The sequence below is a fragment of the Candidatus Accumulibacter sp. ACC007 genome (genome assembly GCF_907163205.1).
Classification (GTDB): domain Bacteria; phylum Pseudomonadota; class Gammaproteobacteria; order Burkholderiales; family Rhodocyclaceae; genus Accumulibacter; species Accumulibacter regalis.
Genome location: NZ_CAJQUD010000006.1, coordinates 65,040 through 79,868, shown reverse-complemented (window position 1 = coordinate 79,868; position 14,829 = coordinate 65,040). Strand labels below are relative to the sequence as shown.

15 protein-coding genes are annotated in these 14,829 nt (G+C 63.7%); 2 read left to right on the top strand and 13 right to left on the bottom strand.

Annotation, left to right across the window (positions count from 1 at the left end; all coding sequences use genetic code 11):
• Positions 1–27 precede the first annotated feature (27 nt).
• A complete protein-coding gene (gene plsB / locus QZ634_RS14225) occupies positions 28–2,544 on the top strand; it encodes a glycerol-3-phosphate 1-O-acyltransferase PlsB (protein WP_291989419.1) in 2,517 nt (838 codons plus the stop codon).
• Positions 2,545–2,564: 20 nt separating this feature from the next.
• Here the strand turns inward: plsB and QZ634_RS14220 are convergent, their stop codons facing one another.
• Positions 2,565–3,356, bottom strand: a complete 792-nt coding sequence (locus QZ634_RS14220) for a lytic transglycosylase domain-containing protein (protein WP_291989417.1) — start codon at positions 3,354–3,356, stop codon at positions 2,565–2,567.
• Between the two features lie 596 nt (positions 3,357–3,952).
• On the opposite strand from QZ634_RS14220, the gene QZ634_RS14215 reads away from it, so the two are divergent.
• On the top strand, positions 3,953–5,305 hold the full coding sequence (locus QZ634_RS14215) for a hemolysin family protein (RefSeq protein WP_291989415.1): 1,353 nt from the start codon (positions 3,953–3,955) through the stop codon (positions 5,303–5,305).
• Here QZ634_RS14215 and queC read toward each other — a convergent pair.
• The 12 genes from queC to ybgC form a co-directional block, all read right to left on the bottom strand.
• Entirely contained in the window at positions 5,293–5,991 is a 699-nt protein-coding gene (gene queC, locus QZ634_RS14210) for a 7-cyano-7-deazaguanine synthase QueC (protein WP_291989412.1), read from the bottom strand. The two genes, QZ634_RS14215 and queC, sit on opposite strands and share 13 nt — an antisense overlap.
• Before the next feature lie 167 nt (positions 5,992–6,158).
• On the bottom strand, positions 6,159–6,644 hold the full coding sequence (gene phaP / locus QZ634_RS14205) for a TIGR01841 family phasin (protein WP_291989410.1): 486 nt from the start codon (positions 6,642–6,644) through the stop codon (positions 6,159–6,161).
• Between the two features lie 147 nt (positions 6,645–6,791).
• On the bottom strand, positions 6,792–8,177 hold the full coding sequence (locus tag QZ634_RS14200; RefSeq protein WP_291989408.1) for a hypothetical protein: 1,386 nt from the start codon (positions 8,175–8,177) through the stop codon (positions 6,792–6,794).
• A gap of 166 nt (positions 8,178–8,343) precedes the next feature.
• Positions 8,344–8,706: a PilZ domain-containing protein gene (locus QZ634_RS14195; protein ID WP_291989406.1), complete on the bottom strand. Its 363-nt coding sequence runs from the start codon at positions 8,704–8,706 to the stop codon at positions 8,344–8,346.
• A gap of 19 nt (positions 8,707–8,725) precedes the next feature.
• Positions 8,726–9,385 (bottom strand): 7-carboxy-7-deazaguanine synthase QueE, encoded by a 660-nt coding sequence (gene queE, locus QZ634_RS14190; protein WP_291989403.1) that lies wholly within the window; start codon positions 9,383–9,385, stop codon positions 8,726–8,728.
• A gap of 4 nt (positions 9,386–9,389) precedes the next feature.
• Positions 9,390–10,205 carry a tol-pal system protein YbgF gene (gene ybgF / locus QZ634_RS14185; protein WP_291989401.1) on the bottom strand — a complete coding sequence of 272 codons (816 nt, stop codon included), beginning with the start codon at positions 10,203–10,205 and terminating at the stop codon, positions 9,390–9,392.
• Between the two features lies 1 nt (position 10,206).
• A complete protein-coding gene (pal, locus tag QZ634_RS14180; protein ID WP_291989399.1) occupies positions 10,207–10,731 on the bottom strand; it encodes a peptidoglycan-associated lipoprotein Pal in 525 nt (174 codons plus the stop codon).
• A 41-nt stretch (positions 10,732–10,772) separates the two neighbouring features.
• Positions 10,773–12,065, bottom strand: a complete 1,293-nt coding sequence (gene tolB, locus QZ634_RS14175; RefSeq protein ID WP_291989398.1) for a Tol-Pal system beta propeller repeat protein TolB — start codon at positions 12,063–12,065, stop codon at positions 10,773–10,775.
• A 128-nt stretch (positions 12,066–12,193) separates the two neighbouring features.
• Entirely contained in the window at positions 12,194–13,231 is a 1,038-nt protein-coding gene (tolA, locus tag QZ634_RS14170) for a cell envelope integrity protein TolA (protein WP_291989396.1), read from the bottom strand.
• A gap of 11 nt (positions 13,232–13,242) precedes the next feature.
• Positions 13,243–13,647 (bottom strand): ExbD/TolR family protein, encoded by a 405-nt coding sequence (locus QZ634_RS14165; RefSeq protein WP_291989394.1) that lies wholly within the window; start codon positions 13,645–13,647, stop codon positions 13,243–13,245.
• Between the two features lie 4 nt (positions 13,648–13,651).
• Entirely contained in the window at positions 13,652–14,329 is a 678-nt protein-coding gene (gene tolQ, locus QZ634_RS14160) for a protein TolQ (RefSeq protein WP_043567916.1), read from the bottom strand.
• The gene (ybgC, locus tag QZ634_RS14155; protein ID WP_291989392.1) at positions 14,326–14,769 is read right to left on the bottom strand and encodes a tol-pal system-associated acyl-CoA thioesterase; all 444 of its coding nucleotides are present in this window, start codon (positions 14,767–14,769) and stop codon (positions 14,326–14,328) included. The genes tolQ and ybgC overlap by 4 nt, the downstream gene beginning before the upstream one ends.
• Between the last annotated feature and the right edge of the window lie 60 nt (positions 14,770–14,829).

The window sequence follows — 14,829 nt, the reverse complement described above, 5'->3', positions numbered from 1 at the left end:
CGAGCAGCGACCGGGATCCAGGTCGTCGTGATTGGCGCGCGCAAGCTCGCCGACTGGTTTCTCCCGCTGGCCCGCCGGCTCTTGTACCTCTGGGTACGCAGCTCGGTTTTCCCGGAGAAGATGCAGGACTTGTGCCTCGCTCCGGGCAAGCCGGTCTGTTATGTCCTCCAGGACCGCCACTTGTCGAACCTCCTGGTGCTTCTCGAGGAATCGCGGCGCGCCGGCTTGCCGCGCGCCGAGGCACCGCTGGCCATCGGCGGCCAGCATCCGACGCGCTCGTTCTTCTTCGTCAATCGTGACCGCAGCCTGACTGGCCGGGCGCGCGATCAGAATGATCATTCGCCGTTGCTGGCGCATCTGATCGGCGCGACCATTGCCGACCCGGAACTCGATGTGCAATTGCTGCCGGTGGTTATTCTCTGGGGGCGATCTCCCGGCAAGCAGGACTCGATCGTCAAGGCGCTGTTCTCGGAAACCTGGCGCCCGCCAGGCGCCTGGCGACAGCTGCTGGCGATCGTGTTGCACGGCCGCCAGGTCCTGGTGCGCTACAACTCGCCAATCTCGCTGCGTGATCTACTGCACGGGGGGCTCGACCAGGAGCAGGCGCAACGCAAGTTGTCGCGGGTTTTGCGGGTCCATTTTCGTCGCCAGCGGCAGATGGCGATCGGGCCCGATCTGTCGCACCGCCACACGCAGGTGGGCGCGGTGCTCGCCGGCGAGCGAGTGCGCGCGGCGATGGCCAGCGAAGTCGCGACGCACGGCATTACGCCCGACCAGGCAAGAGCGCGGGCCGCCGGCTTCGCCCGCGAGATTGCTTCCGACTATTCGCACGGCGCCGTTCGGGCCCTGGAGCTGTTCCTGACCTGGCTGTGGAAACGGATCTACGACGGCATCGAGACGCATAATTTCGAAGCCCTGACCCGTGTCGCGCCAGGCCATGAAATTGTTTACGTTCCCTGCCACCGCAGCCATGTCGATTACCTGCTGCTCTCTTACCTGATTCGCCGCAAGGGGTTGACTCCGCCGCATATCGCCGCCGGTGCCAACCTCAACATGCCCATCGTCGGCGCCCTGCTACGCCGCTGCGGTGCTTTTTTCCTGCGCCGCAGCTTCAGGGGCGAGCCGCTCTATACGGCCGTTTTCGACGAGTACCTGCACCTTGTCCTGGCGCGCGGCTTTCCGCTGGAGTATTTCATCGAGGGCGGGCGCAGTCGTAGCGGCAGGATGCTGACGCCCAAGGCCGGCATCCTCGGGATGACCGTGCACAGCTTCATTCGCGAGCACAGCCGGCCGCTGGTCTTCGTGCCGGTGTATATCGGCTACGAGAAGCTGCTCGAAGGGCGCAGCTACCTTGCCGAGCTGGCCGGAAAAGCCAAGCGGCGCGAGTCGCTGTGGGGCATTCTGAGGACCATTCGCAGTATCAAACGGGTATTTGGCCGGGTCCATGTCTGTGTCGCCGAGCCGCTGCCTCTGGCCGCCTTTCTCGACGCGCAGCACCCCGGCTGGCGCGCGGGCTCTGACGATTGTCCTGCCCCGTGGTCGCGTGCGCTTGTCCGCCGCGTGGCTGGCGAAATCGCCAAGCGGATCAATGAGGCGAGCGTTCTCAATCCGGTCAACCTGATCGCCCTGGCGCTGCTGGCGACGCCAAGGCACACCGCCGACGAGTCTTCGCTGCACCGGCTGATCGAGCACTACCAGGCCTTGTTCGCCGAAGCGCCATACGCGTCGGCGAGTATCGCCTGCACACTCGACGCGCAGCAGATTGTCGCCTACGCCCAGCGCCTGGGCTTCGTCGAGCGTTTTTCCGATCCCCTGGGGGAGCTGATTCGCGTCACCGAAAAGCAGGCGCCGTTGCTGGCCTACTTTCGCAACAATGTCCTGCACCTGTTTGCCCTGCCGGCGGTGATCGCCTGTCTGCTCAGTCACAATCGTCGACTCGCCAGTGCGCGTATGGCGCAGGCGGTGCGTGGCATCTACGTCTTGCTGCGCGCCGAGTTGTTCCTGCGCTGGCCGGAAGCTGAACTGGCTGTCGCCAGCGATGCCGTGATCGAGGTGCTGGTCGGTCGCGGCCTTTTGCTGCGCAGCGATCCCTCGGGCAGCCTGGCGGCGCCGGAGCCGATCAGTCAGGAGTTTGCCGAACTGCACTTGCTCGGCGAAAGCATTCGACCGCTCCTGGAACGATACTTCCTTACGCTGGCCTTGCTCGAGCAACACGGAAGTGGACAGCTGACTCGCCAGGCTCTCGAGGACAGCTGCCATCATCTGGGGCGGCGGCTGGCGCTGCTTTACGAATTCAATTCGCCTGAGTTCGCCGAAAAGCTCGCTTTCTCGGGCTTCATTGGCACGCTGATCGAAGCCGAATTCCTGTGTGAAGACGAGGGCGGCCTGCTGCACTTCGATCATCGACTGATGACGCCGCTGGCGGATGCCGAACTGCTGCTCTCCGCCGAGGCCAGACAGGCGATCCGGCGCATGGCGGGAGGCGATCTTTCCGGAGCAGGCCACGGAGCAGGTTTGCCTCCAGCAAAGCCGCCGCCATCGTGATCTGGCGACGGGGAGCCCGCTCAGGCGCGTGAGTTGCCGCCGCGCTTGGCTGCCTTTTCGAGACGCTGCTTCTCGGCAAAGACTTTTTTCGCGTAGCCGGTTGCCGGGTCCGTGGGCGAGCCACCGTAGTGCTGCAGCCCGCCGGTCAGGCTGCCGCGCCAGCGGATCGCCTCCTCGAGGACATGCACGCCAACCTGAATATTGGTCACCGGGTCAAGAAACGGCTGCTCGCCGGCGTCTTCCGGCAGTTTGTCCTTATGGATGTCAGGCATCACCTGCATCAGGCCCTGTGCGCCGACCGGGCTTTCGGCAAAGGGGTTGAAGCGCGACTCGATGCCGATGATGGCGATGATCAATAGCGGATCGAGTTTACGCTCGCGGCCGACGCTCTGCGCGGTCTCGAAAATCGGAACCAGCGCCTCGGGGGCAACGCGGTAGCGATCCGACACGTAGTCGAGCGCGCGCTGCAGGGAGGGGCGCAGCGCTGCGGGGGCAGCGGCGAAGGTTTCCTTCTTGACCGCCTCCTTCACCGCTGGCACTGCTTGCGCTTCGGCGGTGGTGATCGATGCTTCCTCTTCGGCCATCAACGATGGCGATACGGTCGCTGGCAAACTGGCGGTCGGCGCGACGGTTTCCGTCGTTGCCGCCGCCTGCCGCTGGCCGCCGTCATCCTTGCGACTGTCGCTGAAGGCCGGCTTGACGGTGCCCACCAGGAGCATCAGCCCGACGATGACCAAGGCGTATTGAATGAAACTCAAGGTGGCGTCGCTACGACGTGGCCTTGTACTCTTGAGTGAGATTGTGGCAGACATGCTCTCTCCTTCACTGTTGTCAGCGTGGCTGTGTTACGCGCCAACGATGACAATTACAGATGGGTATAAAGCCTCGAACTTGGGGGAAACTGGTACCCTGAGGCCGGGTCTCTGTGCGGATTGTTGCGCCGCAAGCAGAGGGGGCGAGAAGCAAGCGGGGCCGCTGAAAGTGCCGTGTGTCGTTTCAACTGAGCGCTGAAACTTGCTTGCTTCGGATCAACTGGAGGCGGACTCTATTGATTATCAAGGGTCTGGTCAACCCGGGTGGCCCGGCGCGCCGCGTCAAGGCGCCCCAGGGGCAAGCCCGCAAGCATAGCGGCCGGCGAGTGGGCAAAACGCTCGGGTGGCTGCAGGCCTTGCTCTAAGGGCGCTCGAGCGATGCCCGGGCTGAGCGGCCGTGGCATTCGTCATGGCCGTCAAGGGCCCGGCAACAGTGTTGCAAAAAAACAACATTGCGGCGCCTTTGCTGCGGCGCAACATGGTGATCTCCGTTCGCTGGCGTTATGGTGCGGCCACTTTTTCGGGCCTTGCGGTCGATATAATGCCCACTTGTCTGTCGTGCACCACGCCGACCGTCAGCCACCTTGCCCCCATTCATGGACATCGCCCTCCTCTTTTTGCTGATCCTCCTCAACGGCGTTCTCGCGATGTCGGAAATCGCGCTCGTTTCTTCGCGCCAGTCGCGCCTGCAGAAGCTCGCCGACGACGGCAACCTGGGCGCCCGTTCGGCACTGGCGCTGCAGCACGAGCCGTCGATCTTCCTGTCGACCGTGCAGGTTGGCATTACCAGTGTCGGCATTCTCAGCGGCGCCATTGGCGACGCCACGCTGGCGGTTCCGCTCGGCGAGTGGCTGGCGGGTGTAACGGCGCTGGCGCCCTACGCGAGGGCCATCTCAATGACGCTGGTTGTCTGCGCGGTGACCTATTTCGCGGTTGTCGTCGGCGAACTGGTTCCCAAGCGCCTTGGTTTGCTGGCGCCGGAGCGTGTGGCCTCGTTCATTGCGCCGCCGATGAATCTGCTCTCCCTGTTGGCGCGCCCGCTGGTCTGGCTGCTTGCCTCGTCGTCTACCCTGCTGCTGCGTCTGCTCGGTGCGCGCCGGGTGCCGGACTCTTCGGTCACCGACGACGAAATCAAGATCCTGATGAGTCAGGGTGCCAGGGCAGGCGTTTTCCATGTCAGCGAACAGGAGATTGTTGCCAATGTCCTGCGCCTTGACCAGCAGCGCATTCGCGAAATCATGACCCATCGCAAGGATCTCTACCTGATCGATCTGAACGATGAGGAAGCGGAAATCCGTAAGCGTCTCGCCGCCAGCCCCTTTAAACGCGTCGTCGTCTGCCGCGATGGCCTCGACGACCTCGTCGGCGTCTTGCGCACCAGCGACCTGCTCAAAGGCGCGTTTTCCGGTGAGACGCTGAACATCGAGGCGTTCGTACGCCCGCCGCTGTACGTTCCGGCGAGCGTGAACACGACGCAGTTGCTCGAAACTTTCCGCAGGGCGCAGCAGCAGTGTGCGCTGCTGGTCGACGAATACGGCGAGCTGCAGGGCCTGGTCACGCTTACCGACGTGCTGACTTCGATCGTCGGCGACCTGCCGGTCTTCGACACCCCCGAGGAGCAGGATATTGTCGCCCGCGAGGACGGCTCCTGGCTGGTCGACGGCGGCGTCACGCTTGAGCGACTGCGCAGTGTGCTCCAGATCGCTGTCGCCCTGCCCGGTGAGGAAGAGGGTGCCTTCCACACGCTCGGCGGTTTCATCATGTACGTGCTCGGCCACATTCCAAAAACCGCGGACCATTTCGAGTTTGCCGGGCTGCGCTTCGAGGTGGTTGACATGGATCACAATCGAGTCGACAAGGTCTTGATTGCACGTTCTATTCCCGCCGACAAGGCGTCGCCTGGTGGGGCCGTCGAGGCCTCGCTGCCGGGTAGCGATCAGCGGGCGTAGCGCGTCGGATCGGCGACTGCGGCGGCGGCGAAGCCGGCTTGCCGCAGCCGGCACGAGTCGCAGACAGCGCAGGCGCGCCCTGATGGGTCCGCCTGGTAGCAGGAAACGGTGAGCGCGTAGTCGACGCCGAGCTCTGCGCCACGCTGGATGATCTGCGCCTTGCCAAGATTGATCAGCGGAGCGTGAATGTGCAGCGCCGCGCCTTCGACGGCAGCCTTGGTCGCCAACCTGGCCATGTGTTCGAAAGCGGCGATGTATTCCGGTCGGCAATCGGGATAGCCCGAGTAATCGACGGCATTGACGCCGACGAAAATGTCGTTGCTGCCGAGCACCTCGGCCCAGGCCAGCGCCAGCGAGAGCATGATCGTGTTGCGTGCCGGGACGTAGGTGACCGGAATGCCCGGTTGTACGCCGCCGACGGGGACGGCGATCGTCGCATCGGTCAGCGCCGAACCGCCGAAGACGTCCAGCGACAGGCTGACGATGCGATGTTCGGCGGCGCCGAGCGCCGCGGAGACCGCCGCCGCCGCTTGCAGTTCGGCGCGATGACGCTGACCGTAGTCTACCGACAGGCAATGGCATGCGAAACCCGCGGCCCGGGCGATGGCCAGCGTCGTCGCCGAGTCGAGTCCGCCGGAGAGCAGAACGACGGCACTCTGGCCGGGTGAGTCAGGGGGCGTATTCATGGGGTCGAGAATATACCGCTTTCCGGGCCTGCCCGCGGGCCTTCTCCCCGAAGTTGCGGAAAGTCCGGGGATGCCCGGGCGTGTCGCCACACCTCCGACGCAGGCGGGAGGACGCAGGCCGCGCGCGGTGAATCCACGCCGTGACTTGCTCGTGCCGCGCCTCGCAATCAGGCCTCCCCCGACGCTCCCGGCAGCTTCAGCACGTCCTTGATTTCACCGAGGCTTTCCGGGATGCGCTTGGCAATCGCGGCGCTTGCCTGTTGATTGGCCTGAATCACGATTTGCGTCAGTTCCTGCATCTGCCCGACTGCGGTGGCGAAGGCTTTTTTCGCCAGGTCGCTCTCGACGGCCAGCAGCTGTTGCGGCGAGCCGGACTGCGACAGCTTGCCGATCGCGGCGGTCAACTCGCGCATCGTTTCCTGCAGCAGCTTCGCCTGCCACTCGCCGACCGCCTTCATGCCTTCCAGGGCCGCTTGGTTGGCGGCGTTCAGCGCTTCCAGGTTGTCGCGCTGGCTGGCGACCAGAGCGTCCATATTGACTCCCGGTACCTTGAGAGCGGCAATCATGTTGAGCATTTGTTCGCTGCTCGTGGTCATGTCCATGCTGGCGACTGCCTTGCTCCAATCGCCGAGTTGTTGAGAAAGTTCTGCCATTTCGTTGTCCTCCTGTCGATTTGCTTCTAGCTGCGAGTGCTTGTGAGTAGTCGTGCATGGCCGTGTTTGACGCTGCGCGGGGCGTCCGTGGGCGGCAATCACTTCCGCGGTTTCTGCCTTGTGGCGCTCCATTTCTCTTTCCCTGCCCTACTCCGGCGCAACCTCCAGTAGCGCTTGCCCACCGGCGACGAGGTTGATCATCTGCGCCACGGCCTTTATCTGCTTGCCATCCCTGGTGTGGTAGCCGGAATGCGTGTAATTCTGCCCCCACCAGTCCCAGCAGCCGCGCGGATTCACCGGCCCCAGGCTGCGCGCCTGGATTTGCGGATAGAGGACGATCATCTCGTTGGCTTTGGCCCATTCGTTGTAGCCGGCAAACTTGGCGAACAGATTGCCAGCGTGGCCTGGCCGATAGTCGGTGCTGCCGCCCTGCCTGCAACCATGAAAGGCAATGTGCAGCTTGCACTGCCGGCCGTCCCGGCACGGCTCGGGAATGAAGATGTAGCCTTCTCTGGCCATCGAGGCATTCTGCAACGCGGTAGTGGGGAGGTCCGAGAACTTGCCGAAAACCTGCCGTTGATCGAAGGACTGCAGCTCGTTCTCCTGGACCTGCAGGCGACCCTTGTCCAGCGCCTGCGCGCCGTAAATCCGTTCGAGGATCGCACCGGCGAGATCGACGTCCTTCAGATCCTTGCATACCGCCAGCTTGTCGGGGGGCGGACAGGCGACTGCGACTTCTCCGTCGGTTGCCGACGCGGCGGGGCAAATGCAGAGGTTCTTCTTCGCTTGTTGCCTGGCCACTGCTTCGCAGTCGTCGATGTAGGCGTTGGTCTCCATCGCCGGCGGTGGCGCCGGCGGCACGGCACAGTCGCCGACGACCTTGCCGCCAGGTTTGCCGAAACCGTCGCGGACCATCGTGTGGCGGGCGGGGAAGGTGCCGTTGAAGTCGATGTTGCCTTGCCGCACGGCGCCTTTGTCGGGGTCGGCATAGAAGCGGAAGACGGTGGCCATCACCCCGTGCGGCACGATGTCGTCGTAGCTGCCGCTGAACAGATAGATCTTGTCGTCGCGAAGATTGACGAGTCGACTGATCTTGCCGGCGGCTTCCTGTTTCCTTGCCTCGTCGAAGGACGCGCGTGCCGCCGCCTCGATCGCCCGTCTGCCCTTTGGCGCCAGGTCGGTCTTGCCGCAGAGTCTGGGGTCCAGCTTGATGGCCAGGCATTCGAGCATTGCGAACTGACTGCAGCGAGTGAGCGCGTCGAGAATGCTGCCGCGAGCGCAGTAGTAGGGTCCGCCGGCGACGATGCCGGCGCCCATGATGTGCTGCGAGTGCGCGACGTGAAACTGGTGCGCCATGAAGCCACCCGAGGAAATCCCCGACACGGAAATCTGGGTGGTATCGACCTTGACGCCGGCGGCCACGTCTTCCAGCGCCGGGGCAGCGCTTGGCGAAGCGGAAAATGCCAGCACCCACAGCGCCGCGATGCTCAGGACGCCGTAGCGAGTGCGCGCGCTCACTTCTTGCCGTGACATCTTTTTCTCCCTTTTTTTCTTGAGTCGTCGCCTGACGCCATCTACCCGGCTTGCCGTCCGCACAAGCGACGCGCAAAATGCTGCGCCGCACCATGAAGCATAGGGTGCGGCTGGCCAAAGTCAAGTCGGGAGGGTGCGGCGCGGGGCGCCAGGGTAAGGTGACGGACTACGCGCTGAGCAGCGCCGAAAGCTCGCGCTGCAGCAGGTCGGGGTCAGCGGCGTTCAGCTCGACGAGGCGCCGCAGGTGCGTGACGCTGTCGACATCGATGGCCTGGCAGGCGAGCCCGGTTCGGCGGCCTTCACGGTGTGCGACGGACGCCTGCATGCAGATCACGCTGCCGGCGTCGTCGAGGACGACACGCAGTTCAGCGCTGGCTGCGAGTCCAGGCTCGGCATGCGCCGGCAGGTGCACCAGCGCACCGCGCAGGGAAAGGTCGAGGACGCGTACGTCGAGCTGCTGCCCAGCAAGAAGTAACTGAGCCGGTGAATCGAAGGCAATACGGGAGAAGTGACGTCGCTGCTTGGTCATGGCCGCTCGCTGGGAAAGTTTACCTAGCGCGCAGCTTACCCCAAAGAATCTTGTGCAGCTGCAACTGGAAGCGTACGGGCAGGCGGTCGGCGAGCAGCCAGTCGGCCAGGGTTGCCGCTGCCAATTCGCCGTCGACGGGCGAAAAAAGCAGCGGACAGAGGGCCGCGAGCTGACGTTCCACGATCAGCTGCCGTGCCCATTCGTAGTCAGAGCGGTCCTTGAGAACGAACTTGATCTCGTCGTTGACGGTCAGCAGGGCGAGGTTCTGCCAACGATTCCGGTCGCTCTCACCGGAACCGGGTGGCTTGACGTCAACGACGCGCGCGACGCGCGCGTCGACCTGGCCGATATCGAGTGCGCCCGAAGTTTCCAGAGAGACGGCATGGCCGGCGTCACACAGAGCGCCGAGCAGGGGCAGACAAGCGGGCTGGGCGAGGGGTTCGCCGCCGGTCACGCAGACGCGGGCGACGTCGTGAGTGGCGACCTCGGCGAGGACTTCCGGTAGCGACATCGTCTGCCCGCCCGAGAAGGCGTAGGCCGTGTCGCACCATACACAACGCAGGGGGCAGCCGGTCAGGCGGACGAAAACGGTAGGCAAGCCGACGCGCGAGCTCTCCCCTTGCAGGGACAGGAAAATCTCGCTGATCTTCAGCGCCGGGGTCTTTCCCGAGGATTCCACCTGCCTATTTTTTCAGGCGTTGCCTGGCGGCGCTCGCCGCCGTGCTGTCCGGGTACTTGGCCAGCAGGGCTTCCAGCGTACTCCTGGCATTCTTGCTGTCGCCGAGTTCCTGTTGGCAGGTGGCGACGTTGAGCAGCGCATCGGGCGCCTTGCTGTGGGTCGGCCACTTGCTGCCGACGACGCGCTGTGCCTCGAGCGACCGGCGACAATCACGCAAGGCGTAATGGGCGTTGCCGAGCCAGTAATAAGCGTTGGGTGTCAGCGTGCTGTCCGGATGCGCCTTGGCGAAGGCTTCGAACGCCGTTGCCGCTTCCTTGAGCTTGTTGGCCCGAAACAGATTGAGCGCCGCTTCGTACTCGCGGGTCTCGGCGGCCGGATCGCTGGCCACCTTCCTGGGAGTCTCGCTGGCTACCGGCTTCATGTCGTCCGCCGGTCTGGATGTCGTGCCGGCAGCTGCCGCTGCCGTGCTCGCCGCCGCGGGTGTCTCAAGTTTGCGCAGGCGACCGTCGAGGTCGACGTAGAAGTCCTGCTGCCGCTTCTTGGCCGCATCGAGCTCGTAGTTCAGCGTCTCGACCTGGCCGCGCAGGCGGGCATTTTCGTCGCGCAACGCCTGGATCTGATTGGCCAGTTCCATCTGCCCTCTGGCGACCGTGTCCAGGCGTTCGTTCGACTTCGCCGAAAGATCGGTGACCTGGCGTCTCGCCTCCTCGTCGTCGAAAAGACCGGCGTGCGCCTGCTGCGCGCCGAGCGCGGCGAGCAACAGGGCGACCGAAACGACGCGTGTTCTGGCCGGCGAGCGACCCGTGCAGGTCCCCGGCATCCTAGAACTCGCCGTTATAGAGCATGTCGGCGCGACGGTTCTCGGCCCAGGCGGTTTCGTTCTGGCCTTCATTCTTCGGCTTCTCCTCGCCGAGGCTCACTGCCTCGAGCTGCTCTTCCTGAGCGCCGAGCAAGGCCAGCATTCTCTTCACCGCATCGGCGCGTTTCTGACCGAGCGCAAGGTTGTACTCACGGCTGCCGCGCTGGTCGGTGTTGCCCTGGATGAGCAGTCTGAACTGGCGGTTCTGAGTGAGGAACTTGGCGTGCGAAGCGACCAGATCCCGGTATTCCGGTTTCACTTCGTAGTTGTCATAATCAAAATAGACGCTGCGCTTGGAGAGGATATTGTTGGGATCGGTGAGCTCGGGTGGCAGGCGCTGGCTATCGACACCCCCTGTCGTGACGGTGGCCACTCCCGGCCCGCGTGACTCGACCGGCGCACCGGCGCCGGCTTTGTCGGCGTCTGGCGTCGAGCTGCAGGCGGCCAACAGAAGGGCAAGAGCAGCCGGGATGACGAGTTGTTTCATGGATCTATCTCCTGCGGAAAATGGATGATTAAAGCGACTTTTTACTTGTTGAAGGGGCCCCACGCCGGCTCGCGAACATCACCCGCCGATATGGACAGGCGTTGTTTGATTCGGCCGTCGGTAGACACCGCCGAGAGGACGCCCCGACCACCGGACTCGGTGGCAATCAGGATCATCCGGCCGTTCGGCGCAAACGTCGGTGACTCGTCCTTGTAGGAGTCGGTCAGTACCTGTACCTGCCTGCTCGCCAGATCCATCACGCTCAAACGGAATCCGCCGTCACGCCGGCTGATGAAGGCCATCGACTTGCCGTCCGGCGACAGGCGTGGCGTGACGTTGTAGCTGCCTTCGAAGCTCACCCGCTGCACGTCGCCACCGCCGATACCGGCCCTGTAGATCTGCGGGCTGCCGCCACGGTCCGAAGTGAAATAGACGAATTGTCCGTCCGGAGAAAAGTTGGGTTCGGTATTGATCGCGCTGCTGCTCGTCAGGCGCTGCGCGCCGGTGCCGTCGGCATTGACGATGAAGATTTGCGAGCCGCCCTCCTTGCTCAGCACGACGGCCAGACGGCGGCCGTCGGGAGACCATGCCGGCGCCGAGTTCGAACCCTTGAAGTTGGCCACGACGATACGCTTGCCGGAGGCCAGCGAGTGCACATACACCACGGGTTTCTTGTTTTCGAACGAGACGTAGGCCAGACGGTCGCCATCAGGCGACCAGGAGGGCGAGATGATCGGTTCCTTGGAGATCAGAGCCATCTGCGCATTCTGCCCGTCGGCATCGGCGATGTGCAACTCGTAGCGCGCGGCGTTGACCCGCACGACATAGGCAATTCGCGTCGAGAAAACGCCAGGCTCGCCGGTCAGCTTCTCGTAGATCACGTCCGCGATGCGGTGTCCCGCGGCGCGCAGCATCGGCTTCGAGGTCACGAAAGCAGAGCCGCCGAGGACCGTCTCACGGGTGACGTCGTAAAGCCGGAAGCGTGCCTCCTGGCGTCCGTCGGCACTCACGCCGATGCTGCCAGCGGCGAGCGCGTCGGCACCGCGGCTTTTCCAGTCGCCGAAGATCGGGCTGCTGGTCTCGGTGATGGCAATGCCGCCGGTGTCGATCATCTTGAACAGGCCACTGCGTTCAAGGTCGCTACGGATGACCGAAGTCAGAATCCTCGAAGCGGCCGGATCTCCGCCGAAGTCGGCGATGGCCACGGGAATGCGGTTGGCGCCAGCACCGGTGATCTCGATGGTCAGTTGAGCGTGTGCCGACGCGTGCAGCAAAGCAAGTGCGCAGACGGCAAACAGGCCGATACGACGGATCTGGGAGAGTGTTCTTGACATGGCGCGATCCAATACAGAATGGGAGATTATATCGCCTTTGCATTCTTGGCATCTGTAACAAAGATTGATCTTGTCGAGAGCTGCCTGCCAAAGCGAAAGAAAAGGGCGCCAACTGTCAACGCCGATTGCTAGTCGTCACGTGGGCGGTAGGGGATCTTCAGGACCCGATCGAAGAGTTCCGCTTGAGCGGGTTTCGGCAAGGGCGACGATCTGCGGATCGCGCGCTCGACGGCGGCGTCGAGCGCTGCGTTGCCGCTCGAACGGCGGATCTTGACGTCGAGGACGTCGCCGCTGGGTAGTTGCGTGACCTCGAACTCGGCCTCCGGATTTCCCTGGATGCCTGGCGGCAGGGCGATGTTGCCACGAATCTTGCCACGCACCTTGTCCATGTACTCGGCCAGGCCGCGGGCGCGCTCGACGGCCGCCTGTTCGGCCTGCAGTTGCTTGAGCTGGCGTGCCTCGGCCTGAGCCCGGGCGCGCTGGTCCTGAGCGGCTTTCTCAGCCGCTTTCTCGGCCGCTTTCTGCTTCGCTTCCTGCGCCGCCTTCTGCTTTTCCAGCTGCGCTTTCTCACGTTCCAGCTCGTCCTCGAAACTTGGTCGGCGTTCCGGTTGCGGCTTGGGCTCCTCCTTCTTCGGCTTGGGTTCTTCCTTTTTCGGCGGTTCTTTGGTTTTCGGCTGTTCCTTCGGCGGTGGCTCCTTCGCTTTCGGCTCTTCCTTTTTGGCAGCTTCCTTCTTCGGCGGCTCCTTGACTTCTTCTTTCCTGGGCGTTTCCTTGGGCTTTTTCTCTTCCTTCAGCACGATGTCCGGCTTGACCTCGGGCTTGGGTGCCGGTTTGGGTTCGGGCTTCGCTTCGGGTTTTGGCGCCGGCTTTGGAGGCGGGGGCGGAGGTGGCGACGGGGCAGGTTTCGGTTCCGGCCTCACTTCGGGCTTTGGCTCGGGCTCCGGCCTGGCTTGCGGTGCCGGCTCGGTCTTGACCGGCAGAGCCGGCGCCGGTGCGCTGCGCCAGACTTCGACTTCGATCGACTTCGGTGCCTTGCTCTTCCATTGCACGCCGAAGAACAAGGCGCCGATGAGCAGAACATGGACGGTTGCCGCAAGAGCCAGCGAGCGCCATTTGGCTGGATCGGCTGCTTGCGGTGGCGCCGTGGGTGTGTCGACTGAATTCACTGCTCAGCAACTCACTTGTCGGCCAGCTGGACGAGCAGGCCAATGCGCTTGACCTCGTTGCGCTGCAACTCGTCCATGACCTTGAGCACGGCTTCATACTTGACGCTGCGGTCACCGACGATGACCACCGCCAGTTCGGGGTTCGCAGTCTGTGCCGCACGAATCTCCCCGGGCAGCTGGCCGCTTGTCAGCGGACGTTCGCCGGCCCCCGGTGCCAGCAGGGTCAGGCTCCCGTCGGCGCGCACATTGACCTGCAGCGCGTCGGCGGGCGGCTGCGCCGCTTTGCCGACCGACGGCACGTCGATGCTGGCGGTGGTCATCATCGGCGCGGTGACCATGAAGATCACCAGCAGCACCAGCATGACGTCGATATAGGGGACGACGTTGATCTCGTTTTTCAGACGGCGCGGACGCATGGCCTTACCTCACTTGCCGTTGCAGGATGTTCGAGAATTCCTCCATGAACGACTCGAAGCGCGACGAGAGGCGATCGATCTCGTGCGCGAAGCGGTTGTAGGCGACTACTGCCGGAATCGCCGCGAAGAGGCCGATGGCGGTGGCCACCAGCGCTTCGGCAATCCCCGGGGCAACCGCCGAGAGCGTCGCCTGACCGACGTTGGCCAGGCCGCGGAAGGAATGCATGATTCCCCAGACGGTGCCGAACAGGCCGACGTAGGGACTCACCGAGCCGACCGAGGCGAGAAAGGCAAGATGCGAGTCGATGCTGTCCATCTCGCGCTGATAGGTGGCCCGCATGGCGCGGCGCGAGCCGTCGATGACGTCCTTGGCGTCGAGGTGCTTCTGGCTGCGCAGTTTGGTGAACTCGCGAAAACCGGCTTCGAAGATACGTTCCATGCTGCCGGTGCTGTGGCGGTCGTTGATGGCGCTCTGGTAGAGGCTGTTGAGATCGCCGCCGCTCCAGAAGTCGCGCTCGAACTGCTCGGTTTGCGATCGCGCCGCCTTGACGGTGAACCACTTGCGGAAAATGTAGTACCAGGACATGAACGAAACGCCGGCCAAGAGGAGCATGACCGCCTGCACGACGGCACTGGCGTTGAGGATCAGGTGCAGGATCGAGAGGTCTTGCGAGACGTTCATTGCAATGCTTCCAGTTGGGACCGCAGAAATGCGGGAATCGAAGTCGGCTTCATCTGCGCCGAGTTTACACAAACGATCTGGACGGTGGCGCCGAGCAGGGCGATCGAGCCGCCGGCGACGCTCTCGTCGGCACGTCGGATGGCCTGGCGAAAAAATATTTGTGCGCGGCTGATCTTCTCCACTTCGAGATCAACGAGTAGCTGATCGTCGAGCCGAGCCGGCTTCAGGAAGTCGACCTGAACGCTGCGCACGACGAAGGCGATCCCCGGGTCGCGCAGCAAGTTCGCCTGCCGATGACCGATCGCGCGCAGCCATTCGCTGCGACAGCGTTCGAGGAACTTCAGATAGTTGGCGTAATAGACGACCCCGCCGGCGTCGGTGTCTTCGTAGTAGATACGAACGGGAATCGAGAAAGAACTGAGCTTGGGCGTGAATTTCATCGTAGGATCAGATTCTAATGCAGCTTTCTTCACGTAGAAAGTAAGCTTTTGTGACCGGGC

Coding starts and splice junctions, on each gene's coding strand:
- QZ634_RS14195 (WP_291989406.1), bottom strand. CDS start 8,706: ATGACCAAGCAGCGACGTCACTTCTCCCGTATTGCCTTCGATTCACCG.
- QZ634_RS14220 (WP_291989417.1), bottom strand. CDS start 3,356: ATGTCTGCCACAATCTCACTCAAGAGTACAAGGCCACGTCGTAGCGAC.
- QZ634_RS14215 (WP_291989415.1), top strand. CDS start 3,953: ATGGACATCGCCCTCCTCTTTTTGCTGATCCTCCTCAACGGCGTTCTC.
- tolQ (WP_043567916.1), bottom strand. CDS start 14,329: ATGAACGTCTCGCAAGACCTCTCGATCCTGCACCTGATCCTCAACGCC.
- queC (WP_291989412.1), bottom strand. CDS start 5,991: ATGAATACGCCCCCTGACTCACCCGGCCAGAGTGCCGTCGTTCTGCTC.
- QZ634_RS14165 (WP_291989394.1), bottom strand. CDS start 13,647: ATGCGTCCGCGCCGTCTGAAAAACGAGATCAACGTCGTCCCCTATATC.
- QZ634_RS14200 (WP_291989408.1), bottom strand. CDS start 8,177: ATGTCACGGCAAGAAGTGAGCGCGCGCACTCGCTACGGCGTCCTGAGC.
- pal (WP_291989399.1), bottom strand. CDS start 10,731: ATGAAACAACTCGTCATCCCGGCTGCTCTTGCCCTTCTGTTGGCCGCC.
- ybgC (WP_291989392.1), bottom strand. CDS start 14,769: ATGAAATTCACGCCCAAGCTCAGTTCTTTCTCGATTCCCGTTCGTATC.
- phaP (WP_291989410.1), bottom strand. CDS start 6,644: ATGGCAGAACTTTCTCAACAACTCGGCGATTGGAGCAAGGCAGTCGCC.
- tolB (WP_291989398.1), bottom strand. CDS start 12,065: ATGTCAAGAACACTCTCCCAGATCCGTCGTATCGGCCTGTTTGCCGTC.
- ybgF (WP_291989401.1), bottom strand. CDS start 10,205: ATGCCGGGGACCTGCACGGGTCGCTCGCCGGCCAGAACACGCGTCGTT.